This window comes from Shewanella sp. SACH (assembly GCF_001887095.2).
Taxonomy (GTDB): domain Bacteria; phylum Pseudomonadota; class Gammaproteobacteria; order Enterobacterales; family Shewanellaceae; genus Shewanella; species Shewanella baltica.
The window spans coordinates 111,166-134,689 of sequence record NZ_MPDG02000006.1 but is presented as its reverse complement, the minus strand read 5'-3'; the positions used below and the strand labels follow the sequence as shown (position 1 = coordinate 134,689).

18 protein-coding genes are annotated in these 23,524 nt (G+C 45.0%); 12 read left to right on the top strand and 6 right to left on the bottom strand.

What is annotated here, in order from left to right; genetic code table 11:
• The first annotated feature begins 171 nt into the window (after positions 1-171).
• The 6 genes from BM607_RS18710 to BM607_RS18685 all read left to right on the top strand — a co-directional run bounded on the left by BM607_RS18710 (position 172) and on the right by BM607_RS18685 (position 8,432).
• Positions 172-1,059, top strand: a complete 888-nt coding sequence (locus BM607_RS18710) for a LysR family transcriptional regulator (protein WP_071940425.1) — start codon at positions 172-174, stop codon at positions 1,057-1,059.
• A 174-nt stretch (positions 1,060-1,233) separates the two neighbouring features.
• The gene (locus tag BM607_RS18705) at positions 1,234-1,590 is read left to right on the top strand and encodes a hypothetical protein (protein WP_140393433.1); all 357 of its coding nucleotides are present in this window, start codon (positions 1,234-1,236) and stop codon (positions 1,588-1,590) included.
• 116 nt (positions 1,591-1,706) lie between these two features.
• Positions 1,707-1,937 carry a hypothetical protein gene (locus BM607_RS18700; protein ID WP_071940426.1) on the top strand — a complete coding sequence of 77 codons (231 nt, stop codon included), beginning with the start codon at positions 1,707-1,709 and terminating at the stop codon, positions 1,935-1,937.
• 421 nt (positions 1,938-2,358) lie between these two features.
• Positions 2,359-3,504: a DNA cytosine methyltransferase gene (locus BM607_RS18695; RefSeq protein WP_071940427.1), complete on the top strand. Its 1,146-nt coding sequence runs from the start codon at positions 2,359-2,361 to the stop codon at positions 3,502-3,504.
• A gap of 76 nt (positions 3,505-3,580) precedes the next feature.
• On the top strand, positions 3,581-6,553 hold the full coding sequence (locus BM607_RS18690) for an ATP-binding protein (RefSeq protein WP_071940428.1): 2,973 nt from the start codon (positions 3,581-3,583) through the stop codon (positions 6,551-6,553).
• Entirely contained in the window at positions 6,543-8,432 is a 1,890-nt protein-coding gene (locus BM607_RS18685; protein ID WP_170927474.1) for a response regulator receiver domain, read from the top strand. The genes BM607_RS18690 and BM607_RS18685 overlap by 11 nt, the downstream gene beginning before the upstream one ends.
• On the opposite strand, the gene BM607_RS18680 is transcribed toward BM607_RS18685, so the two are convergent.
• Both BM607_RS18680 and BM607_RS18675 read right to left on the bottom strand, forming a co-directional pair.
• Entirely contained in the window at positions 8,429-9,724 is a 1,296-nt protein-coding gene (locus BM607_RS18680) for a restriction endonuclease (RefSeq protein WP_071940429.1), read from the bottom strand. The two genes, BM607_RS18685 and BM607_RS18680, sit on opposite strands and share 4 nt — an antisense overlap.
• A gap of 296 nt (positions 9,725-10,020) precedes the next feature.
• On the bottom strand, positions 10,021-11,136 hold the full coding sequence (locus BM607_RS18675) for a Fic family protein (protein ID WP_071940430.1): 1,116 nt from the start codon (positions 11,134-11,136) through the stop codon (positions 10,021-10,023).
• A gap of 385 nt (positions 11,137-11,521) precedes the next feature.
• On the opposite strand from BM607_RS18675, the gene BM607_RS18670 reads away from it, so the two are divergent.
• Complete coding sequence (locus tag BM607_RS18670) at positions 11,522-12,475, top strand: sulfotransferase family protein (protein ID WP_071940431.1); 954 nt, start codon at positions 11,522-11,524, stop codon at positions 12,473-12,475.
• Between the two features lie 10 nt (positions 12,476-12,485).
• Here BM607_RS18670 and BM607_RS18665 read toward each other — a convergent pair whose 3' ends face one another.
• From BM607_RS18665 to BM607_RS18650, 4 genes are all read right to left on the bottom strand, one after another.
• Positions 12,486-13,904: an MFS transporter gene (locus tag BM607_RS18665; RefSeq protein WP_071940432.1), complete on the bottom strand. Its 1,419-nt coding sequence runs from the start codon at positions 13,902-13,904 to the stop codon at positions 12,486-12,488.
• Between the two features lie 181 nt (positions 13,905-14,085).
• On the bottom strand, positions 14,086-15,150 hold the full coding sequence (locus BM607_RS18660; RefSeq protein ID WP_071940433.1) for an aminoglycoside phosphotransferase family protein: 1,065 nt from the start codon (positions 15,148-15,150) through the stop codon (positions 14,086-14,088).
• On the bottom strand, positions 15,143-16,015 hold the full coding sequence (locus tag BM607_RS18655; protein WP_071940434.1) for an NTP transferase domain-containing protein: 873 nt from the start codon (positions 16,013-16,015) through the stop codon (positions 15,143-15,145). The genes BM607_RS18660 and BM607_RS18655 overlap by 8 nt, the downstream gene beginning before the upstream one ends.
• A gap of 192 nt (positions 16,016-16,207) precedes the next feature.
• On the bottom strand, positions 16,208-17,854 hold the full coding sequence (locus BM607_RS18650; protein ID WP_071940435.1) for a hypothetical protein: 1,647 nt from the start codon (positions 17,852-17,854) through the stop codon (positions 16,208-16,210).
• A gap of 252 nt (positions 17,855-18,106) precedes the next feature.
• Between BM607_RS18650 and gmk the strand changes: the two genes are divergently transcribed.
• The 5 genes from gmk (at position 18,107) to BM607_RS18625 (ending at position 23,518) form a co-directional block, all read left to right on the top strand.
• Positions 18,107-18,739 carry a guanylate kinase gene (gmk, locus tag BM607_RS18645; RefSeq protein ID WP_071940436.1) on the top strand — a complete coding sequence of 211 codons (633 nt, stop codon included), beginning with the start codon at positions 18,107-18,109 and terminating at the stop codon, positions 18,737-18,739.
• 49 nt (positions 18,740-18,788) lie between these two features.
• Positions 18,789-19,067 (top strand): DNA-directed RNA polymerase subunit omega, encoded by a 279-nt coding sequence (gene rpoZ, locus BM607_RS18640; RefSeq protein ID WP_006079841.1) that lies wholly within the window; start codon positions 18,789-18,791, stop codon positions 19,065-19,067.
• A gap of 45 nt (positions 19,068-19,112) precedes the next feature.
• On the top strand, positions 19,113-21,218 hold the full coding sequence (gene spoT, locus BM607_RS18635) for a bifunctional GTP diphosphokinase/guanosine-3',5'-bis pyrophosphate 3'-pyrophosphohydrolase (protein ID WP_006079840.1): 2,106 nt from the start codon (positions 19,113-19,115) through the stop codon (positions 21,216-21,218).
• A 25-nt stretch (positions 21,219-21,243) separates the two neighbouring features.
• Complete coding sequence (locus BM607_RS18630; RefSeq protein WP_071940437.1) at positions 21,244-21,627, top strand: RidA family protein; 384 nt, start codon at positions 21,244-21,246, stop codon at positions 21,625-21,627.
• A 226-nt stretch (positions 21,628-21,853) separates the two neighbouring features.
• On the top strand, positions 21,854-23,518 hold the full coding sequence (locus BM607_RS18625; protein WP_071940438.1) for an AMP-binding protein: 1,665 nt from the start codon (positions 21,854-21,856) through the stop codon (positions 23,516-23,518).
• The last annotated feature ends 6 nt before the right edge of the window (positions 23,519-23,524 follow it).

Here is a 23,524-nt window from a genome sequence, read left to right as displayed (position 1 = left end):
TAAACATGAGCGATGAGCCCGAAAATAACTAGGCTTCACTGTCGACACCCGCAATCAGCAAGTGCATTAGTCTACCTTGCATCAAGGGCAATGATAACCACGATAATAAAAACTGACTGTTGAGGTATCATCAACAATAATGGCTGGGGAACGCGATAATCTAAGGACACCATGGAGCACTTTTCGGCATTACCTATCTTTGTCACTGTAGTGGAATGCGGTAGCTTTTCATTGGCAGGTCAAAAGCTTGGGCTGAGTAAATCGGCGGTGAGTAAACGCATTACCCTATTAGAACAAAGTCTGGGTATTCAACTCCTGCACCGTACCACTCGCAGCTTGAGTCTTACCGAGGCAGGCGCCCGCTACTTCGACTACGTTCGCCCAGCAGTTAAGCTCGCAGCAGACGGCTTGGACGCTATTTCAGAGCTACAGCAAGTACCTCAGGGCAATCTGCGCATCGCTGTCCCTATGGTATTTGGCCGCTTGCATATCGCCCCTTTAATCCCCGAGTTTCTGCGCCGTTACCCGAAAATACAGCTGCAAATGCAGATGGATGATAAGACCACCGATTTAATTGCTGGCGGATTCGATCTAGCGATTCGCATCGGCGAACTGCCAGATTCGAGCCTGATTGCCCGTAAAATTGCCCCTTGTTTAAGTGTCATTTGCGCCTCACCCGAGTATCTTGCTCGCCACACTGTGCCACACACGCCGCAGCAACTCAGCCAACATAACTGTTTGTTCTACTCATACTTTCGTGATGGTGTTGAATGGACCTTCTTAAGCCCGCAGGGTCCCACTCGTATCCAGCCGAACGGTAACTACCAAGTCAATAATAGTGATGCCATCCACCAAGCCACACTCGATGGTTTAGGCATAGCCAACCTACCCCATTTCATGGTCGAAGCCGACTTACAAACAGGCCGCCTACAAGCCTTGCTCGCAGACCATCCCCTCCCAGAACATGGCATCTACGCGGTTTACCCGCAGCGGAAATATTTGCCGACTAAGGTGAGTGTATTGATTGAGTTTTTGATGGAGTTGTTGATGGCAAGGTAGGGCATTACTCAATAGGTTCAAAGATAAAAATTGATTAAAAATGGTTATAAAGAACACAGCTGCAAAGCTAAAAAAGACTAACTTAAAACGGACTTAAGCCAAATAAAACAGCACATTAAATAGCCTGTCCAACTATAATGATAGTCAGTCTAGCTGACTATTTAAGGCAGAAATATGAGTGCTTATCATCAAACATTTGGCTATGAATTTGATCTTGGTTTCGACCTGAGCCAATACCCATTTCTTATCGACAAAAGCTATCAAAATGACATGTGTCCAAGCTTTTATTTCAAACGAAAAAGCGACTACTTTATTCTTTGGGTAGACTATGCCGACCCCATCTGTCGCGAAGAAGATTATCCCCGCTACACCATCATTTCAGCCGTAAATGACGGCGACAACATACACCCAGAAATCCGTACTGCTTCCCTGCCAACATTACAGCTTGAATTTGAACAGCCCAGTGCAATCATTGATTATTTAGAGCAGATAAAACTGCAACTGAGCGCCAAGGTCGTTTCAATACGGTAACCACAACATAAATGCTCAACTAACAAAAGAAAACTGTTCGATGTGACTCATAGTCCGTGGAACATACAACAGCGATGACTGAAAATATAAGCCCACTAATACACTAGGTTTACATCATGGAATACCAATCCGTTAGCCAGTTTGAAGAGGCTTATTTTGTATCTTATGAAGAAGAATGGTGTGGATACGTAATCTACATCGAACGAAATCCAGATCGGTTCAGGGGAGGCTTTGAATGGTCCGTATGCTTTGATAATGAAGAAATTCAATCAGGGCTAGCGTTTCATTTTGATTTTGCACTGGCAGAAGCACAACAATTTATTAGTTTTAGGGCGAAAGAGGATTAATTACTTATGGATGGATTATTCGTTACCAATTGATATAAAAGTTAAATTTAAAAATGAGAGCAAACAGTGATACATAAAATGAGTCACTTAACCTACATTGTCTCCCCAGTGACACGCCGTTCATACCTCCATGTAGGCTCGACTAAAACCTCCCTGTTTTAGACGGTCACGGGTGCAACAATGTCGATTCTATTATGGCCTCTGCTCTATCAGGTTTCTGTACTTATAGCCCCAAAAGCGTTTTTGAAAAAAAAACGCTCTAGATTCTAAGTATGTGTCGTTACTTTGTACGATTTGAACATAAGTTGGTCATTAACTTTTATCACAATTACAAACTCCTCAACCACCAACTAAAAGCTAGCGGAATAGTGCTTGCCATGTATAATTTGCGGTTCGAAATTTGCGTTTGGACTGATGATTAATGAAAGCGATAGATCTTTTTGCAGGTGCCGGTGGCTTCTCTCTAGCTGCACATCAATGTGGTATTGATGTCGTTGCAGCCATAGAGCTAGATAGCGCAGCCGCAGCAACTTACCAGCAAAATTTGATCTCTCGTTTAAGCGCACCAACGACATTAATCAATGACGATATTAATGTCGTCGACATAGCTGAATTAATGGGTAAGTTAAATCTTAATGAAGGCGAGCTTGATATCATTTTGGGTGGGCCTCCATGTCAGGGATTCTCCACCCACAGAATCAACAATACCGGGGTCGACGACCCTCGTAATCAGTTGCTATTGCGCTATTTTGATTTTATACACGCATTTAAGCCAAAAGCATTTTTAGTAGAAAATGTCACTGGTTTACTTTGGCAACGCCATGCCGCCTATTTAGATAAATTCTTGAAACTGGCCAAAAAAGCAGGTTATAACATTCAATTTTGCGGCGCAATCAATGCTAAAGAATATGGTGTGCCACAAAACAGAAAGCGAGTTTTTATTCTAGGCACAAGAAAAGATATTAAAGACGCAGCCTTAATTTTTCCTCCTGCTGCGACGCATTTTGCACCTAAAAAAGGTAACCCCACATGGAGAGCCGCCTCTACTGTTTTTGAAAAACCAACCAACTCGATTTTGAAAGAGTATGTGCAACTTTATCAACAGACCATGCCAAAGCAAGAAGCCGAGCTACATGTCGCAAATCTAGAATTTGGCTCTCAATTACCTAAAAACGATAAATGCAACATTCATATGGTGCATACAGATAATGTCGCTCAACGTTTTCGTGAAACGCCACTCAATGGCAGCAGAAGTGACATTGAGTTTCGTTTAAAATGTCATTCAAATGACTACAAAGGCCATAAAGATGTTTATGGCCGCATCATACTCGATCAACCCAGTAATACCATTACGACTGGCTGCAATAATCCCTCCAAAGGCCGTTTTGTTCATCCATGGCTCGATCACGGTATCACCTTAAGGCACGCAGCTCGCCTACAAACCTTTCCCGATGATTTTGAGTTTTTAGGCAATAGCAGCGAACAAGCAAAGCAAATTGGTAATGCTGTTCCTGTTGAATTGGGAAGAAAACTTATCAGTGAAATCAAAACAATCATCACACCCTAACCTAATTGACTATTTATTCTGCGAATAAAAAAGCATATTATCCTGACTAATAAGGAATTTTAGTTAGGGAAGCCAAATGCTCTCATCAGTTTCATTTCAAACTCGTGCTCGTACAATTGACCATTTAGGTCGAGAACAAATTGCAGATTGTCCAACGGCAATTTCTGAGCTTTGGAAAAATGCTTATGATGCCTATGCCCGTAATGTTTCATTGAACATCTTTGATGGGGAAATCCCAGTAGCCACACTCGTGGATGACGGTCATGGCATGTCACTAGATGACCTTCGCAATAAGTGGCTTACTGTTGGCACAGAATCAAAAGCAACTGGCACAGAAACCCCTTTAGAAGATCGAAATGAAATAGACAGAATTCGGGTAAAACAAGGTCAAAAAGGCATAGGCCGCTTATCTTGTGCAGCATTAGGTTCACTAATGCTATTAATATCTAAGAAGAAAAATGAGCAATTTGTTGCATGTCTATTAGATTGGCGTTTATTCGAAAACCCATATCTTATGCTTCATGATATTAAATTGCCTATTGTTGAATTCGAAACTCGCTCCGAAGTCCAAACATTATTACCTGATATGTTCGATAAACTCATGGGGAACTTATGGGGTGATGGCTCAGACAATGAACGAGACTCAAGAGTCGAATTGGCTTGGAAGTCATTCCATGAACAAGAGCTTATTGAGAAAAAAGACTCTACTAAAATCGCAATTGAAGAAACAGTTATAGGTACCTGTTTTACCGATAGACATTTAGATACTTGGCCTGTTTGGAGTGGCAACTCAAGCCATGGCACGGGCATGTTTATTGCCTCTATTAATGAAGATCTAACAGCGCAACTATCTGCAGATTCCGGTTCTGAGTCTGATGGCACAGAAATACGAGCAAAAGAAAGATTCATTCAAACTCTAAGTAGCTTTGTCAACCCATTTTGCCGCCCAGGTGAAGACAGAATTACCGACTTTAGTACTTCGGTTGTCGCCTGGAATGGTCACCTGCAACGTTTTATTATCGATGAAGTAAGAAATTTCGATATTTCTAACTTTGATCAGCTTGAGCATATTATCGAAGGCGATATCAGCGAAGAAGGGTTATTTAAAGGAAATGTAAAGGCATTTGGTGAATGGTTTAACGATGTTACTGTAAAACCTAAGTCACGGTATAAAATGAGAAAAGATACTCATTTTGGTGCCTTTTCAATCCGTCTTGGTACTTTTGAAGTAACAAGAGTAAACAGCTCTCTCTCTGATGAACAATATAGCAACTTCTTCAAAATGAGAGAGCTTTTTGGTGGCTGTATGGTATTTAGAGATAACCTCAGAGTCATGCCGTATGGTCGAGAGGATAATGACTTCTTTGAAATGGAAAAAAGAAGATCTAAAAATGCTGGTTTATACGTTTTTACAAATAGAGCGTGTTTTGGCGGGGTTAACATAACAAAGTATGGAAATCCGAACTTAAAAGATAAAGCTGGACGTGAAGGTATTATTGATAATAAAGCTTCAAAGTTATTCCGTGAAGTTGTTGAAAATATCCTTATTGAAATTGCAAAGCGTTTTATTGGCAGAGCATCTCAAGTGCGTGCAGATAAACTAGAAGAAATAAATTCTAAACACGCTGCCGATAAAGCAGCGAAAGACAGAGTAAAATTATTAAAAAAAGAACAAGATAGAATAAAAAGCACTATTAATAAAAACAAGGCTCATCTTGAAATAGCTAGAAATGAGCTTACAGAACTCGCAAATATCCTGACAGAAAATCGTGACTTTGATAGTCAAGATGAATTAACTAGACTCAAACACGAACTTAACGAACTAGATGGACGTTTAAAAGACTTTTCTCTAAGCCCAATTCCTAGAACATTAGGTAGTATAGAAACAGCATATCGAGACTATAGAGATATGGAGTTGAATGCTAAGGAGCTAGTGAAGCAAATAAGCTCTTCGATTAATCTTGCACTTGAAAAACTAACGACTAAAGAAGATATTGAAATTGCTGAAAAGGATTTCAAGAGCAAAGCTGGTGTTCTTCATGCAAAAATACGAAAGTATGCAAACGAAGGTAGAGAATTATTAAAAGCAGAAATATCCAGATTTGATGAACTTGTTGATACCGCGAATAAGCAATTCCACAAAAACCTTGCTATCCATCTTGATGATTTAGCGGCCAAAAGAACAACACTTGATCATGTAATGGCACTAATAGATACCGAGTATGAGAAGCAAGATATTGAAATACAACAATCTCTCAAGCCATACATCACCGCAATTGAAAGCTTAAGAGAACAAATAGATCTTGAAGGCCTGGCGATTCAATCTGTAAATGAAAATACTAAATTAAAGAAAAAACTTGATCAAATTCACGCCTTAGCCCAATTAGGTATTTCTGTTGAAATAATAGGTCATGAGATTGAAGGGTTAGACATGACTATAGAGCGTGGCCTTAACTCATTAAGCAAAAGTGAGCTTACTGAATCACAGAGTAGAGATTTGGTCAATGTAACTCAGGCTCATCAGTCATTAAGTGATTCATGGCGATTTTTAAGCCCGTTGAAATTATCCGGTGAAAAAGTGAAAGCTAGATTAACTGGTGATGACATATACAAATATGTAAATGACTTCTTCAAATCGCGCTTAGATAAAGCGGGGATTAATTTTGTAAAAACAGAAGCGTTTTCAAAAATATCTATCTATGAACAACCTTCAAGAATATACCCTGTTTTCATAAACTTAATAAACAACGCTCGATATTGGGTCAAAGAATCAACTGAAGAAAATCGCCTAATTACTCTAGATATCAAGGACGGATTAGTTTACGTCAGTGATAACGGTTCAGGTGTTGATGTCGATGATATTGATAACTTATTCACAATTTTCTTTACAAAGAAACAACGTGGAGGTCGTGGGGTTGGTTTGTACCTCTGTAAGATGAATTTAGCAGCAGGTGGTCATAAAATATTTTATGAATCACGCCCACAACATAAACTATTAAATGGTGCTAATTTTGTAATTGATTTTAAGGGAATAAAAAATGTTGGATAATATTAAATTTGATTACAAACCTTTTCTTAAACAGGCTTATATTGATCCTATAAGAACTGTAACTGTCATTGATGACGAATATCCAACTTTAGATGCACTTGTTACGAAAGGCAGAGAAGAATTTAATAGTGATGATATTAATCGTCTCTCAGAAATCATTGCAGTTAGCCGTGACATAAAATACAACTGGCTATTAGACGTTTATGATGGTGAAGAAGACAAACTATCTGTCGACAATGTATCTAGTAGACTTCATCACAGTGACCTTTTAATTTTGGATTATCATTTAGATGGTGAAGATGATGGCTTCTGCCAAAAATCAATTAATATAATAAAAAACCTATCCAATAACAGACACTTTAATATAGTTGCAGTACATACTAAAGGCTATACTGGTGAAAAAGGCACTGTAAATGATGTTTTCACCGACATCATTGTCTCTTTACAAGCCAAACCTAAATTGGCCAGCTTGCATCAAAAACCATTAAAACTAGTAAATAATGCATTAGACCAATGGGAAATTGAACAGCCTGAAATTAGAGTAAACCTAATTAATTCAATTCCAAAACTTGATCTTCTATTCTTACTGAAAAAATACGAAATTGAGTTGACCAATGGTTTGCTTGAACATGATTTTTTTGATGAATTCTCATCTATATATGATGAAAAACCCGAAGATATTGCTTTATGTAAAAAGTTATTAATCCGATGGACATGTATCGAAATATTAAAAGAATATGATGATAAGTTTGCTTCAGAAACTGCGAAACATTTTGACTGGGGAAAAAATGAAACAATTACTTGGGTTAAAACTGAAGATTTATTTCTGACCGTAATAGGAAAAAAACAAACGCCTGTTAGTGAAATCCCGGATAAACTGTTAGAAGCTATGGAAGATTGGCGACCACACCCACATAAACTCATCTTATCTAAATTAAGAAATGAAATCGAAAGTAAAGGGGTATCAGCCTCAAGTAACATCCTCAATAAGAAGTACTTGCAAGCCGCTTGGCTTAAGGATTTATTAAAAGCTGAAAACAATAGTGAAATACAAACTGCCGCATGGGGCACAGTATCGAAGCTATGGGAGGAACTTGCTACAGAAATAAAATATGATCTTGGTACATTTACGGCAAACTTAGTCAACCAAATAAAAACTTTAGAAACTGATAAACAAAGTGCACTAAACTACTTTGTAGATACTAAAGTTATGGAAAATGAAGTTGAACAGGTCTTACATGCTAACTGTTTTAGTTGTTCTAGAACAATAACAACACATCATATAATCACTGGGCATATTTTAGAAATTAATCGAAGTTATTGGCTTTGCTTAACTCCAATCTGTGATTTAGTACCTGGACAGAAAAATATTTCTCATAATCCTAAAATTCAAGATGTTGATCCCTTTGATCAACTTATTCCCGTTACATTAGTCCAAATGTATGATGCTAAAGAAGCTTTAAAAAGTACTAGAGACAGTATGATAAAGAGCTTAAAAATTACCTCAGAAAATATCCCAAGCTTTTCAGATGAAGATTTAATGGTACAACTGCTCGAACACTCGACATCTAACAATATGATATTTATCAAACCAAATAAAGATTCAGATGAAATTAGAATCCTTAGTTTCACAGTAGGAATCGATGGCAAAGCAAACCCTAAAGCCAAGGATTTTTATGTTGAAAAACAAGGGGTTTTCAACATAGAAGATAGAAAGTTGAAGCTATATTCTGCTCAGCCATGTGACAAAGGTCTTGAGCTAAAAATCACACCACTGGAAGGTACTGTAGTTGCAGAATTAAGATACGAATATGCATTGAATCTACTAGGTAAACTTGGGGTATCAAAATCTAGAGTTGGATTAGATTTCATTAACTAATTTAGAATTTCTTCTGCTTGCCTTTGCTTTAATCGCGATGGGTACACTGCATCCATCGCGATTAAAAACTCTGTGACATTCGAATACGCTTCGCTTTCATAGACTATTTTAGCAACTTCCTCTGCAAGTCTGCGTCCATGGATCAAGACTATCGGATACTTGTCTTCAATCACTTCTCGTTGAACTGAATCTGAAAAATAACTGGTGGTTACATACACACCTAGCCAGCCACGCTTTAAGCGGGCTACTGTACGAGCAATATGATTACCACCCGTAGGCGTATTGAGTGACTCGCATTTCGCCTGACCTAGCACAATCAACTCCACTTTGGAGAATCCACTACCCAAAGTCACCTTACCGATGAAATCGGCACCACCGTCACCCGAGCCTTGAGTCACCCAGCCTTTTTGATAAATGCCTAGCTCTCTATCTAAAACACGCTCTGCAATCTCCTCAGCGAGCGCCTCAAATCTATGCTTCTTGTTAGCGTAGTAATCATAAATTTGATTTAAAATTTTGTCAGACTCAGAACCCGGAATAGGCTTTTGATTTATCGCTTTCTCTAGCTTTAACTTAGATACTCGGCGTCGTAGTTTGTTTAAAGCATTGCTACCTTCGCTCAGCCATTGTCGCCAGCTTTTAGGCGCTGTTTGATTGGTCATCTCTAGAGAAAAAGCTTTTTTACGGCGGCTATTTATCCAATCCCATTCGAACTCTTCATGCTCTGCGGCTATACAAAAAACTGTAAAGTCATAGGCATAGTTGGTAAACGTACGCCCGAGTTTGTTATCCCATTGCGTTACTAGCTCTATGCTATTAATCACACCCAATCCTTGAAACTGGGGATACCCCTTAGCAACACCATTCATAACTACGCGTCTAAAAAACAAGATAGGTGGAGTTAATAATCTCTCGTCCACATTGTGTGAATGCGCTAATCGAAAAGCTTCGAGTAGCGCTTTGTTACCTGGTGCAGTAGCAGGATCTTTACCAGGTTCTTTATTGTCACCAAAGTAGCGGATATGACCGTTATCAACGTCATAAAAATCTTCCCAGGGTGTTTCTATTGAACCTTTCTTATTTGGACTACTGGAAATGAGTATTGCCGGGCGGACGAGTTGACCCAAGCTGGTTTTAATCTTGGCACTAGGGTTGATTCCCTTTTCAAGCTGCAGATTGTTCGCATCGATGGATTTGGTTAGAAAATGGAAATTGAGGTAGCCATCTTCATACATGTTTTCTCCACATGCTGGCTTTTTATATCTCAGTACATCACCAATCTGAATTTCCATTATTCGTCACCAATCCTTACTCAATAAGCTTGATGAAATATAACATACTGATATTTAATTAAAAGAAATGTAGATATCAATTGTGAGTATGCGCTTATTCAACAGCTAATTTGTAACCTCATTCAAGGCTCACACTGAAGTTGACGCGATACGAGGGCTGCACAGCGGAAAATGGTATCGATAAGCAGGCCATCTGCGCCATGGATGGCGCGGTGGAGCCCTCATGGAAGAGTTTACGGCGTGCCTGCGTCAATACCATTTGAGTGCCACAGCTGAGCCTTAAATCAAAAATCTCGCTATTTCCCACTCGGCAATAAGTACCTCGTACTTCGGCCGCCGGCGTCGGCTTTTACTAAAAAGCGCTGTTCGACCATTTGCGCAAGATGACGGGTGGCGGTGGCGCGGCTCACCTTAGCGACTTTTTGGTACTGGCTACTATTAATCCCTAGTTCAAAATCGCCGTCTAACATCCGATTGAGCACTTTAGCTTGCTCCTGACTCAATAAAGATTGGTCGACACTTTGCCAATACTGAGTTTTCGACAGCGTTCTGCTCACATCTGCCATCGCATTGAGTAAGCAGTCATTGAGGGTTTCAAAAAACCAGACTAACCAAGGAGTAATATCTACATCGCCCCTTTGAGTGGACTCTAAAATGTCATAGTAGGCTTGGCGACGGGCAAGAATACTGACCGACATAGCGTAAAAACGAATCGAGCGCTTCTCCGCTTGTGCCAAAGCTAAATCAGTCAATAAACGCGTGATACGCCCATTACCATCATCAAGTGGATGCAGAGTAACAAACCAAAGATGTGTTATCGCCGCACGGATAAGCGGATCTAAAACCTGCGCTTGCCGTGAAGCATTAAACCATTCGATGAACTGCGAGAGTTCAGCATCCAATGCCGATCTAGAGGGTGCCTCAAAATGCACTGTTGGTTTATCAATGCGGCCAGAGACAACCTGCATAGGTGTATCGCCACGCAGCGTTCCACCAATAACAGGGTTAAGTAATGTGTAACCCAGCGGAAATAACTGCTGATGCCAGCCCAATATCCGTTCGAGGGTTAATTCAGTCTCTAAATTTTTTAAGGCATCGAGCATAATGTCAGCTAAACCATCGGTTTGCGCTGTTGTCGGATACGGTTTATCTTCAGTCACGCCGAGTTTTTTAGCTAAGGATGAGCGCACTGAAGCAGCATTGAGCTTTTCACCTTCGATGGCACTGGAATGGATAATGTTAGCGAGTAAGGTGTCGAGTGCTGCATCTGAAGTTAATAGGCTGTCGTCGTGACTTAGCATTTGCTTCCCAAGCAGCTGGCCCTGATTGAAATAGACCTGACGCAGCAAGGCATCAATGCTGCTAGTATTCCAATGAAACTTAGGCCAATCGGCTTGCTGCCAAATCCACATATCTTACCCCACGAGTCAAATAACAAGCCTATTCTACTCACATAATGAGGCGATTAACAAACATATTCGCCTCACATTATGAGTCAAATAGTGCTAATAATCGCCTCATCAATACCAACATGGCTATGCAATGCAGGGAAATGAGTCTTGTTGGTAATCCGGGAACTCAGATCCTAAGCCTTATGGGCTTCCACTTTTATCGTACAGCTGTCATACAATACAGTGGCGCCTTTACTGTGGTGCGTGACTTTTATGTATAGTCACCGACAAAGCCTTCGTGCTGAGATATACTGCCGCCGCTGATTTGACACGCCAATGCGAAACGCCGATGTGAAAACTCATTGCTTACACCGCACCGCTTTCACACACATTCTGAGCCCAATCTATGCCTGATAATGCCAACAATTCAACAGCTTCTGCTCACGCACAATGTTCTGCTAATGCACAACATATTGGCAATGCAGATCATGCCGCCAATACGCAGCACACTGGTCATTCACAGATTACCAAGCCAGATGAGATGCATCCCGAACAGTCGAATACGCTCAGTAGTGAACAGGCAAGTGTAGAAAAACAGAAGGTCTTTATCATAGGCCTACCGCGTACGGGTACGACGAGTGTGAGTGTGGCGTTGTTGGAGCAAGGGCTTAAAGTGGCGCACATGGCCTTTACTAAACAGGCGTTTATGCTGGCCGATGCGATTTCTGACGTGCCCTGTTTTAGTGATTATCGGCAGCTTGATGGTCTATTCCCGCAGGCCAAATTTGTCTACCTCGATCGTGAAATGGCGAAGTGGGTGCCTTCAATGCAGATGCTGCTGGGTAAAATGCTGCCGCATTTAGAAGCAAAATCGGGGCGATTTCACCCGATTATGAAACGCAGTTTTCGGCACACGTTTGCTATTGATAAAGTGATGGATCCCGCTGACGAGGTACATCTTGTTGATTGTTATCAAAGGCATCAAAACGAAGTGCTCGCTTACTTTCATGGCCGAGAAGATTTTATCTCACTCGACATTAGCCATGTGGGGAGCTTGAGTCGCCTGTTGCAATTTTTAGGGTTAACCACGGATTGCCCAACCTTAGGTCAAGTGACAGATAGGGCATTCTCGGATCCTCAAATAAAAAGTGCACCAACCCAGATATCACTGGAAGGAACGAGTCAGGCAAAGGCAGCCGTCCAACCACTGCCAGTCAACACCAGCGAGCATGGACTGGATTTCCCTAAATTAAACGCTGGTACACACGTCGCGGCTTGGCATGAATATAAACATCCCAATAAGGTGAACAGTAATAGCGCTGGCCCGCAAAGCCGTAAGTTTTTTGACTATACGCTTTAGTCGCACGTCTTTATTGCTTGCGGCGTTTCACTACAGTGAGCCAATCGAGGCTCACGCCCGAAATCGCATTAAAGCCGCGGATACGGAAAATAAGTTGCAGTAACTGCGGCCTTGGACGCACTTTAGGTTCGACCGAGCGCGGAATAAACCAGAGTGTCACTAAGGCTCGCAGCACGGTCGAGACTAAGAACACCACGAAGATAGGGCTAGATAACACGCTATCCCAACCCGACCAGACTAAAAAGTCCGCCGCATGGGAGGCAATAGTGCCGCCCAATATCGCGCCAACAAATACACAGGCCGCACTCAAGGCTGCTTGCAAAGCGGCGTAGGTCGCAAAGTCACTGCGAAAGGGGCGGATATCATAAAGGTAATTTGCCGTACTTAAGGTAAAGCCGCTCCACGCCAAGCCAGAGAAAGCTTGGATAGCTAAGATATACAGATAGTTATCCGAGAATAGCCACATCAGCGGCAAGCTTGGGATCATACAACTGGTGATGATCATCACTAAACGATTGCCGAATTGATCGCTAAAGCGACCCCAAAATCGCAAGGTGACAAATTGAGTCGCTATCGAAGCCACGCTGGCAAACACAAATTCGAGATAAGTAAACTTCAAGCCTTCCAACATATAAACGGCAAAAAATGGTGCCGAGATCGCCACCATGCCCTGCATACTGGCGACAAACAAACTGTACTGACGAAAAGTTTTATCCTTCCACGCCTCGCGAAAATGACCAATCGTCTGCAGAAATACGCCGCGCTGTTTGGGCTCGCGCGGATCGGGATCGTGCATCTGCAGCAGTAACCAAGCCGAGACAAACCGTCCCATCGCCGCGATTGAAAACAACAGACTAAAGCCCAGCCACGCCATCTGTATCGAATCGGTTAAGGTGAGTATGCCGCCGCCAATAAAGAACACACTCAAAGATGCGCCCATAGTGAGCCGAGTGCGCGCGGCGAAGAAAGTACCACGGCGCCGTTCGGGAACAATAGAGCCCATCCACGCCCGCCAATGGGGTTGAATTAGATTAATAAAGCCATGGTAACCAACGGCTAAAGCGATAAAGATCCACACCGCATGTTCAGGGCCGAAAGCGGCTAACGCGCCCATCGCCAGCACAACACAGGCCTGAAAGGCGGCACAAAATACGATAAAAGTTCGGCGGGAGAAATGGCTGGCGAGCCAGACAGATAAAAGCTGGGAGATAGCGCCAAAAAGCTGAGGTAAACCCGTGACAAAGCCCATCTGCGCTAGGCTGGCACCGAGAAAAATAGCGTAGGCATTGAAGAAGTTATCGCTGGTCGCCGTCATCATAGACGAGGCAACCGCCTCCTGCTGCGAGCGACGCAGGGTACATCTTAACCAAGAGTTACGTTCGCTGCGCCGTGAACAAGTGACTAACGGCTGCGCCACAGGTGAATCCATACCAAGCACAAATCCATATAATATAAGGGATATTGCTCGATTATGTCGGATGAAATGCCATCTGCCTAGGGCTTATACCAATCGTATTAAAGCAAAACGCCCAAAGCAAAGCCTTGGGCGTTTTGTTCATCAGTGCATTGGATCGATAAACTGGCGCAATCACCAAGATCCATATCCTGACTTAGAAATAGGCTTTAAGTACCGTCTCTTGGTCGAGCAAACTTTGGTACAGGGTAAACTGATTGGCGGCGCGGTCCAGATTGTGGCCTTCGCGGTGGATATGGAAATACACATCACCGTTAAGATAATCCGTTAAAAAACGCACGCCTATCATCAAACAAATCACCCGCGCACCGAGCCACAGACTGCGTTTTTCGTCTTCCGTTAAGACATCACCCAACTCGCTCAAGTAGCCACGGCAAATCGCGGCGAAGATATCTTGGCGCACTTGAACTTTATCCAAGGCCGTAGAGTCTTCTTCCTCTGGTGAGCAGAAAGTGCGAACCATGTCGCCGAAGTCATACATCAGATGACCTTTCATGCAGGTATCTAAATCGATAATCGCCATGCTGGACATGTCGCGTTTATCGAAAAGCATGTTATTGATTTTAGTGTCGTTATGACAAATTCGCAGCGGCAGCTTTGGCGATATTTCCGCAAGTTCATCCAGCAAAGCCTGCTGAGATAACGCGTAATCAACCCAATGACGGCAGAGATCTAAACGGTATTGGCTATCGAGCTCGGCGGCCTGTTGCAACAAGGCCATGCGTCCCGGTAAATGGTGAAACTGGGGGATCACATCTTCGAGCTGAGTCGCATCAAAGTCACTCAAGGCTGAAGCAAAATGACCAAAGGCCTTGGCCGCCATTTCTGCTTCTTGTTCCGACTTAACCACTTCAATGCTGAGACTATGTGGCAAGTAACTGATCGCGCGCCAAAATCCTTGTTCGCCTAAATCAATAGCCAATTCCCCCTCTTGGGTTAAACAAGGGCTAACGACTTTCAGGCCGTATTGTTGCTGCAACGATTTAGCGCATAAATGATGGCTAATTTTATCGGCATTGCTGACCAAAGCGTTGGGCGTTTTAAATACCTCAGTATTAATTCGCTGCAATACTAATTCGCCCGCAGGCCAGCGCACCAAAAGGGTGTCATTAATGTGGCCATTACCGAGGGCAGAAATTTTTGCCTCGGCGGCTTCAATACCAAAATGAGGCAACACTGACTGCCTGATGAGTTTAATCACTCAATAACTCCGTTAATTTTTGTTTTACCCAGACAGTGTCCTGCGGATAAGTCACGCCGAGCCAAGGCTCACAGGCAACATCGACATAGACAGGCAAACCTTGCTCAATGCCCGCTTGTACTATGGCGGGCAAGTAACATTCAGACTTAGGTTGTTGACCCTGTTGCCCGATAAATTCGGTTAATTCACGTTTAATAACATCAAATATGCTTGGGGAGAAGCCCCAGCAAGTCATAGAGACCAAGGACGCTGGCGGCAAACTCGCATGTCCCTGTGGGCCATCACCCACCAATTGACCAGCTTGATCGGCGATATTGAGCCATTCGGCAACCGATTTAAGCTGACCATTTTCAACCTGACACAGACCCCGGTTAACACCGCCGTGCTCCGACAATGTGAGTTCTATGGGATAAGCCACCATCATCCACTCTGTCGGTCTCATGCTTAAGCCTTTGGCTAACGAGACAAAAGCGCTATCACCATAAAAATCATCGGCATTGATAACGGCCATTGGCCCTTTAACGAGATGGCGTGCACTCCACAGTGCATGGGCCGTGCCCCAAGGTTTTAGCCTGTGGCTGAGATCAGCCAGCTGCGCCGCTTCGGGTAAATCCGTTAAGGCTTGATAGCAAAAATGATAGGCGAAATCGGCGGGCAAAAACCGTGTCAGTATCTCAGTTAATTCAGTTTCTAACTCTGGGCGGATCACCAGCACAGCACGCTGAAAGCCACTGCGAATGGCCGACATGATCGATAACACCAACATGGGTTCGCCAGCGGGACCGAGCGCTGCCAATTGCTTATCGCCGCCGAAACGACTACCTAGCCCTGCAGCCATAATGACTAAGGTCAATTCTGTATTCATGCTGGATTGATATATTCAGTTCAAATTTAAAGATGTTTCCCCAAACCGCCGCGCCCAATACCAAGGCATAACGCATTTAAAACGCGGTTTGAGAAAAAGAGGAGCAAAAGTGTAATCTACCCCTCTAATTGTGACTAGCATTTAAGCAGAAATTTTATCGACTTATGTTGCTGACCTAACTTGCAGTCTAAATCAACGCGCGATGTAATCACCAAAAGTGCGATTCTGTTCCAATATCGCTTGGCTGCCCTTAAGACTGAACTTATAACCACACAAGCTGATACTGCCACGGCGCGCAAGGTCCACTATGATGGCTTGGGTGTCGAGTGGGGTGAATCGCGCTTCGGTTGCTGAGTCGGCTTTCAAATCCACAGTCACAGGGCGGTAGTCAGTGCCATTGTTAAAGGACAACAGGCTACAGGTTTTATCGCCCTTTGCCGTCGCTAAAGACCACAGATTTTGCGCTTTACCTTTCTCACCGAGCCAACGCATGATCAAGATGTCATCCTCCAGCGCTACAGAAAAGCCGTCAGGTAACGCGAGCGTCACCCGTTCACCCGCATAGGGCGCAATCGCGTTAACCGTTACCACGTCTGCGCCGTCGCCTGTCTCAGCGTCGCCACTTGGCCAAAGGCCCCAAACCAAGGCGAGCAAGACCACAACACCACAACCTATCCCCGCAGGACGCCAATAACGGCGTTCCAGTTTAGGCAGCTTAATCTTAGGTAGTACGAAGAAACGTTTCAGCGGCGCTAAAAACTCGAACAAACCGCGAAACAGCTCGGTCATCGAGCCAGAATCTTTCGCTTCGGCGCGGCGTTGACGCACTTCTTCGGCATGATCTTGATCGTTAAAGCTGTCCGGCTCGTCATCTTCTTCGGCGGCAAAACGCCAACCCGGTTCTGTACTGCGTTCGGCAGGATCTAATTGGGCCGCGTTAAAGTCGACATGTTTTAAATCAACATTGGCGACATCAACGTCGACTAAATCAATATTGGTCTGTTCGACACGGCTAGCATTAGCTGGGCGAAAATCCGCATGACTGTCGGGCACCACAAAATCGGCAGGATTTTGCGTCATCCGAGTAAGGGCATCAAAACGCAGTTCATCTTGGCGCTGGGCCTCAAGCTCGGCATCCGCCGCACTCATAGTCGAGGCGGCAATAGGTTCTGCAACTGTTGATTCAGCGACTATTGGTTCAGAGGCAATGGGTTCAACATGGGCAGATAAATCCACCTCAGGCTCAGAGGCCGTTGCGGCACTAATGGCCTGTGTATGCGACTGCTCAACATGCGGCTCATGTCGCTCAACTTGAGGCTGCGCTTGAACATGGGCGGTCGATTTAGCTGCCTGTCTTGCAGCAACCTCTTGAGTTTCTATCTCTTTAGCCGCCGCCTTTGGAACGATCGTCGGCTCCACACGGCGCCTAGGCATAGCTTGCGATGTCGGCGCATCCAGCTCAGGGCCGAAATAACCGTAGCGATAATCGACTATGGTTGGCGCTGGTAAACGCCAGCCCCAAAACGTCAGTCCAGCGGCTAACACTAAACTCAAGCCGATCAAGGCAATATGCACATCGGCCGTTAACAGCCCGATGAAAATAAATAAGGGTAATAGGAATACGCCAATCAAGCCTTTTGACTTATTGGCATCGGCCAAACGACGCAAACTGGCGAGCCCTAATAAAGGTAAGCCCAACAATGCCAGTAAATACATCAGGAAATTAGCCCCAAAAGCAGCGGCGGCAAGTGCAATACAGACGTAAACGCCAACACTGATTGCGACAAAGCGGGGACGAGAATCACGCCCGTGAAGGCAGAAAAGAGATTTTAACAGCACGACCCTTCCTTTATTGTTGTAAAAACGAGATACAAAAAGACACTCATTGCCTTATTCGCACGAGCGTAACCAATTTACCCGCAATTGTCAGTGCCTACGACCCTAGTCGGATAAAAATGCGCATAATATCGAAGTAAATCTAAAATAGGCTTAAATTGCTGGCCTACTAGCCCTAGTATTTCTATGGTCAAAATCGGTATAATGCTCGGCTTTCTGGGCCCTTCTTGCGTTAACCAATTGGATATTTAGCTCATGACCGCACGCGGAAATTTATTTATTGTGTCGGCGCCAAGTGGCGCAGGTAAATCCTCGCTGATCTCGGCCTTGCTTAAAGACAAGCCCGCTGACATGCAGGTTTCGGTATCACATACCACCCGCGCGCCACGCCCAGGTGAAGTCGATGGTCTGCACTATCACTTCGTTAATGTTGAACAATTCAAAGCGTTAATTGCTGAAAATGCCTTTTTTGAATGGGCAGAAGTGTTCGGCAATTACTATGGTACCTCGCGCCATGTGATTGAGCATACGCTCACACAAGGTATCGATGTTTTCCTCGATATCGACTGGCAAGGTGCCGAGCAAGTTAAAGCTGTGATGCCCGATGCCGTTGGTGTGTTTATTCTGCCACCCTCGAAAGCCGAGCTAGAACGCCGCCTCACTGGCCGTGGACAAGACAGTAGCGATGTGATCGCCAGCCGTATGGCACAAGCCGTATCGGAAATGTCTCACTATAAAGAATATGATTTTATTATCGTCAACGACGATTTTGACACTGCGTTAGCTGATTTGCGTGCCATCATTCGCAGTCAGCGCTTAACCTGTGCTAGTCAGATCCACGCGCAAAATGATATGCTTAACGATCTGTTGGCAGGCCAACTGTCATAGTGTACAATTTTGCGTCATTTTTTCCCTAGATAAACTGGAGTTTCAACACATGGCTCGCGTAACTGTAGAAGACGCCGTAGAACAAATCGGCAACCGTTTTGATATGATCTTGGTTGCGGCGCGTCGTGCTCGCCAAATCGCCGTGCAAGGTAAAGACCCTATGGTTGAAGAGATGAACGACAAACCAACGGTTATCGCCCTGCGTGAAATCGAACTAGGTTTAGTTAACGCTCACACCTTAGATGCCGATGAGCGTCAAACGGTACGTGAACGTGAAGCCGCTGAAATTGCAGCAGTTTCAGCCATTGCTGAAGGCCGTTCATTATAAGAGTTGTTGAGTAAACACCTGTTTAGGTAAAAGGAGAGCTGCCACTTGTATCTGTTTGAAGGTCTAAAGGAGTCTGCTTCCGGTTACTTAGAACCCGAACAGGTAGAATTGCTCAAGCAGGCGTACCAGATTGCGCGCGATGCCCACGAAGGGCAAATGCGCACGAGTGGCGAACCTTATATTACTCATCCGGTTGCGGTTGCCCGCATCCTTGCTGACATGCGTCTTGATCATGAGACGCTGATGGCAGCACTGCTACACGACACTATCGAAGATACTCATGTCACCAAAGACGATTTAGCCGAACTATTCGGTGTCGCGGTGGCCGAGCTCGTCGAAGGCGTGTCAAAACTCGATAAGCTAAAATTTCGCGACAAGAAAGAAGCTCAGGCTGAAAACTTCCGTAAAATGATGATGGCGATGACGCAGGATATCCGTGTTATCCTCATCAAGCTTGCCGATAGAACCCACAATATGCGTACCTTAGGCGCCCTGCGTCCCGACAAACGTCGCCGTATCGCCCGCGAAACCTTAGAAATCTATGCGCCCATCGCTAACCGTCTCGGTATCCATAACATCAAGACAGAGTTAGAAGACTTAGGTTTCCAAGCGTATTACCCCATGCGATATCGGGTGCTTAAAGAAGTCGTTAAAGCTGCCCGTGGCAATCGCAAAGAATTGATCCAAGGCATTGAAGCCGCTGTTTATACGCGCTTAAACGATGCGGGTATTCCGGGAAAAGTTAAAGGTCGCGAGAAAAATCTCTACTCCATCTATAACAAGATGCAGAGTAAAGAGCTGCAATTCCAAGAAGTGATGGATATCTACGCCTTTAGGGTGATAGTCGATTCCATCGACACTTGTTATCGCGTACTCGGCGCCATGCACGGACTGTACAAACCTCGTCCCGGCCGTTTCAAAGATTATATCGCTATCCCTAAAGCCAACGGTTATCAGTCTCTCCATACCTCTTTATTTGGTCCACACGGCGTGCCCGTTGAGATCCAAATTCGTACCGAAGATATGGACCAGATGGCTGACAAAGGGGTCGCTGCACACTGGGCCTACAAAGGCGGTGCGCAAACAGGCCAAGGCACGACGACTCAAGTGCGTGCCCGTAAGTGGATGCAAAGCTTGTTGGAATTACAACAAAGCGCCAGCACCTCATTCGAATTCGTTGAAAACGTGAAGACGGAACTCTTCCCAGAAGAGATTTATGTGTTCACCCCTGAAGGTCGCATTCTGGAATTACCCGTGAATGCCACCGCGGTAGACTTTGCCTACGAAGTGCATACAGATGTGGGTAATACTTGCGTCGGTGCCCGCGTTAACCGCCAAGCGTATCCGCTCAGCCAGCCGTTAATTTCAGGCCAAACTGTTGAAATCATTACCGCCAAAGGCGCGCGTCCGAATGCCGCTTGGCTGAACTTTGTGGTAACCGGTAAGGCCCGCGCCAAAATCCGCCAAGTGCTGAAAAGCCTTAAGGGTGATGACGCGATTGCGCTCGGTCGCCGCTTGCTCAACCATGCGCTCGGCAAGACTAAGCTCGACAGTATTCCGCCTGAGCAGATTGAAAAAGTCATTCGCGATACTAAACATACCACGCTCGATTCACTGCTCGCCGACATCGGCCTTGGCAATGCCATGAGCATCGTTATCGCCCAGCGTTTGATTGGCGATAATCTTGAGAATCAAGAAAGCCGCGACGGCCACATGATGCCAATCCGTGGCGCCGAAGGCATGCTCGTTACCTTCGCCAACTGTTGCCGCCCAATTCCTGGTGATGCCGTGATTGCCCACGTGAGCCAAGGTAAGGGCTTAGTGGTGCACATGGAAAACTGCGCCAACATTCGTGGTTATCAAGGCGAGCCTGACAAGTATATTCCTGTGCAATGGGATAATGTTGAAGGCGTTGATTACCAAGCTAACCTGAGGGTGGAAATCGTTAACCACCAAGGCGCACTGGCGAAGATCACCTCGATCATTGCCGCCGAAGGCTCGAACATTCACAACCTCAGTACAGAGGAACGAGATGGCCGCGTGTATTTGATCAACCTGCGGATTTCGGTGAAAGACAGGATCCATTTAGCCAACGTGATGCGCCGAATTAGGGTACTGCCCGAAGTGCTGCGTACGTCCCGTAATCGTTAATTAACTCAACATTAGAGAGAGCGTCATGGCAGAAAAAATCATTATAGCGACCGAAAACGCCCCTGCGGCCATCGGCACTTATTCACAGGCCGTCAAAGTCGGCAGCACAGTGTATTTATCCGGCCAAATTCCGCTTGTGCCAAGCACAATGCAAATTGTCAGCGATGATTTTGAAGCTCAAGTGGTGCAAGTATTTGAAAACCTAACGGCAGTTTGTACTGCTGCGGGCGGTTCAATCAACGATATCGTTAAGCTCAACATCTTCCTGATTGATTTAAGCCACTTTGCAAAAGTGAATGAAATCATGAGCCGCTACTTCAGCCAGCCATACCCTGCCCGTGCAGCTATCGGCGTGAAGCAATTGCCGAAGGATTCTCAAGTTGAAATGGATGGCATGATGGAGCTGTAAGCTCAAGCATTCCCCTTCAACCAACGAAAAGGCGCTGCGGCGCCTTTTTTGTTGCCGCCACCCTCCTCTTTCCGCTTACTATTCTCTTCATCTTATTTTCATACTCAGCTTGTAGGCTTTGGGCTCCATTCTCATATTTTACAATCCTGTAAACTATTTGCGCGGGCTCACAAAACTCGCCATACTGGGTGCAGCCAAAATAACAATAAAGAACAGGGAATTGCCAATGGATACAGCGATTAAGACGCCAATTGAAATGCTGGCGCACTGGGCTAAGACTCAGGGGGATCAAGTCTATTTACGCCAACCTATCAAGGGTCAATTCCTTGATTTTACTTGGGCCGAAGTTCAAGAAAAAGTTCAGCAACTGGCCGGTGCCTTACAGCATCTAGGCCTAGAGCGCGGTGATAAGATTGCCGTACTCTCTAAAAACTGCGCCGAATGGTTTATCACCGACCTTGCGTTAATGCACGGCGGCTATGTCAGCGTGCCGATTTACCCAACGGCCAACACAGATACTATTCGCTATGTGCTGCAACACAGCGGTGCAAAAGCCATTTTCCTCGGTAAGCTCGACCATTGGGCCGACCAAGAAGCCGGTGTCGGCGGCGAGCTGCTACGCCTTGCTATGCCCTACGATACAATGCCAGCCCAATATCAATGGGAACAATTACTTAAACTAGGTTATCCCCTAGTTGATGCCCCGCTACCGACGCCTGATCAAGTGATGACACTTATCTATACCTCTGGCTCAACGGGTCAACCTAAGGGCGCGATTCAAACCTTCGCTAGCTATGGCTGGACCTGCCAAGCGGTAGTGCGTGATTTACGCACCAACGGCAATGACAGATTGTTATCCTATTTACCTTTAGCGCACATCACAGAGCGCGTCGCGATTGAAGGTTCATCCTTCTATTCCGGCAGCGTGGTCGCCTTCGTCGAGAGTCTCGACTCCTTCGTCGCCGACGTGCAAAGGGCAAAACCGACGGTATTCTTCTCAGTGCCGCGTTTGTGGAGCCTGTTCCAGAAAAACATCATAGACAAAATTGGTGTTAGTAAACTGAATCTATTGCTGAAGATCCCGTTAATCAGCAGCTTAGTGAAGCACAAAATCCATAAAGGCTTAGGTTTGAACCATTGTCGTTTGCTCGGCTCTGGCTCTGCGCCGATCCCGCCGTCGCTGATCCACTGGTATCACAGCATTGGTCTGAATATCTGTGAAGCTTGGGGTATGACAGAAAACTGTGCCTACTCGATTATCAACTACCCCTTCGATGCCCGTAAAATTGGCACAGTAGGTCGCCCGGTTGAGGATTGTCAGATCCGCCAAGGGGAAGATGGTGAGCTACTGCTTAAGAGTCCAGGGTTGATGACGGCTTATTATCTACAGCCCGAAGCCACTGCGGCAGCCTTCGACGCCGATGGTTTCTTCCACACTGGCGATTTATGCTCTATTGATGCCGATGGTTGCGTGACCATTACCGGCCGAGTGAAGGACAACTTCAAAACCGCCAAGGGAAAATATGTCGCGCCCGTGCCTATCGAACGTAAATTGGCGCAGGACCCGCATGTTGAACTGATCTGCGTGATTGGCTCTGGTCTGCCGCATCCGGTCGCATTAGTGCAATTATCCGAAGGCGCTAGTTTGCAAGCCCGCGAAGAAGTCCGCGCTTCACTCAAGGCGACACTCGATAGCGTGAATCCGCACTTAGAATCACACGAACACGTCGATGCCATTATCGTAGTTAACGATCCTTGGACGATTGAGAACGATGTACTGACGCCGACGCTTAAGATCAAACGCCATGTGCTTGAAAAAGCCTTTAGCGAACGAGTTGATGGCATTCGTGGCGCGCAAGTTCGCTGGGAAGATGAGTTAACGCAAAAATAACTCGAC

Coding starts and splice junctions, on each gene's coding strand:
- BM607_RS18680 (WP_071940429.1), bottom strand. CDS start 9,724: ATGGAAATTCAGATTGGTGATGTACTGAGATATAAAAAGCCAGCATGT.
- BM607_RS18675 (WP_071940430.1), bottom strand. CDS start 11,136: ATGTGGATTTGGCAGCAAGCCGATTGGCCTAAGTTTCATTGGAATACT.
- BM607_RS18710 (WP_071940425.1), top strand. CDS start 172: ATGGAGCACTTTTCGGCATTACCTATCTTTGTCACTGTAGTGGAATGC.
- BM607_RS18665 (WP_071940432.1), bottom strand. CDS start 13,904: ATGGATTCACCTGTGGCGCAGCCGTTAGTCACTTGTTCACGGCGCAGC.
- BM607_RS18670 (WP_071940431.1), top strand. CDS start 11,522: ATGCCTGATAATGCCAACAATTCAACAGCTTCTGCTCACGCACAATGT.
- BM607_RS18655 (WP_071940434.1), bottom strand. CDS start 16,015: ATGAATACAGAATTGACCTTAGTCATTATGGCTGCAGGGCTAGGTAGT.
- BM607_RS18700 (WP_071940426.1), top strand. CDS start 1,707: ATGGAATACCAATCCGTTAGCCAGTTTGAAGAGGCTTATTTTGTATCT.
- BM607_RS18625 (WP_071940438.1), top strand. CDS start 21,854: ATGGATACAGCGATTAAGACGCCAATTGAAATGCTGGCGCACTGGGCT.
- BM607_RS18705 (WP_140393433.1), top strand. CDS start 1,234: ATGAGTGCTTATCATCAAACATTTGGCTATGAATTTGATCTTGGTTTC.
- BM607_RS18685 (WP_170927474.1), top strand. CDS start 6,543: ATGTTGGATAATATTAAATTTGATTACAAACCTTTTCTTAAACAGGCT.
- gmk (WP_071940436.1), top strand. CDS start 18,107: ATGACCGCACGCGGAAATTTATTTATTGTGTCGGCGCCAAGTGGCGCA.
- BM607_RS18630 (WP_071940437.1), top strand. CDS start 21,244: ATGGCAGAAAAAATCATTATAGCGACCGAAAACGCCCCTGCGGCCATC.
- BM607_RS18695 (WP_071940427.1), top strand. CDS start 2,359: ATGAAAGCGATAGATCTTTTTGCAGGTGCCGGTGGCTTCTCTCTAGCT.
- BM607_RS18690 (WP_071940428.1), top strand. CDS start 3,581: ATGCTCTCATCAGTTTCATTTCAAACTCGTGCTCGTACAATTGACCAT.
- rpoZ (WP_006079841.1), top strand. CDS start 18,789: ATGGCTCGCGTAACTGTAGAAGACGCCGTAGAACAAATCGGCAACCGT.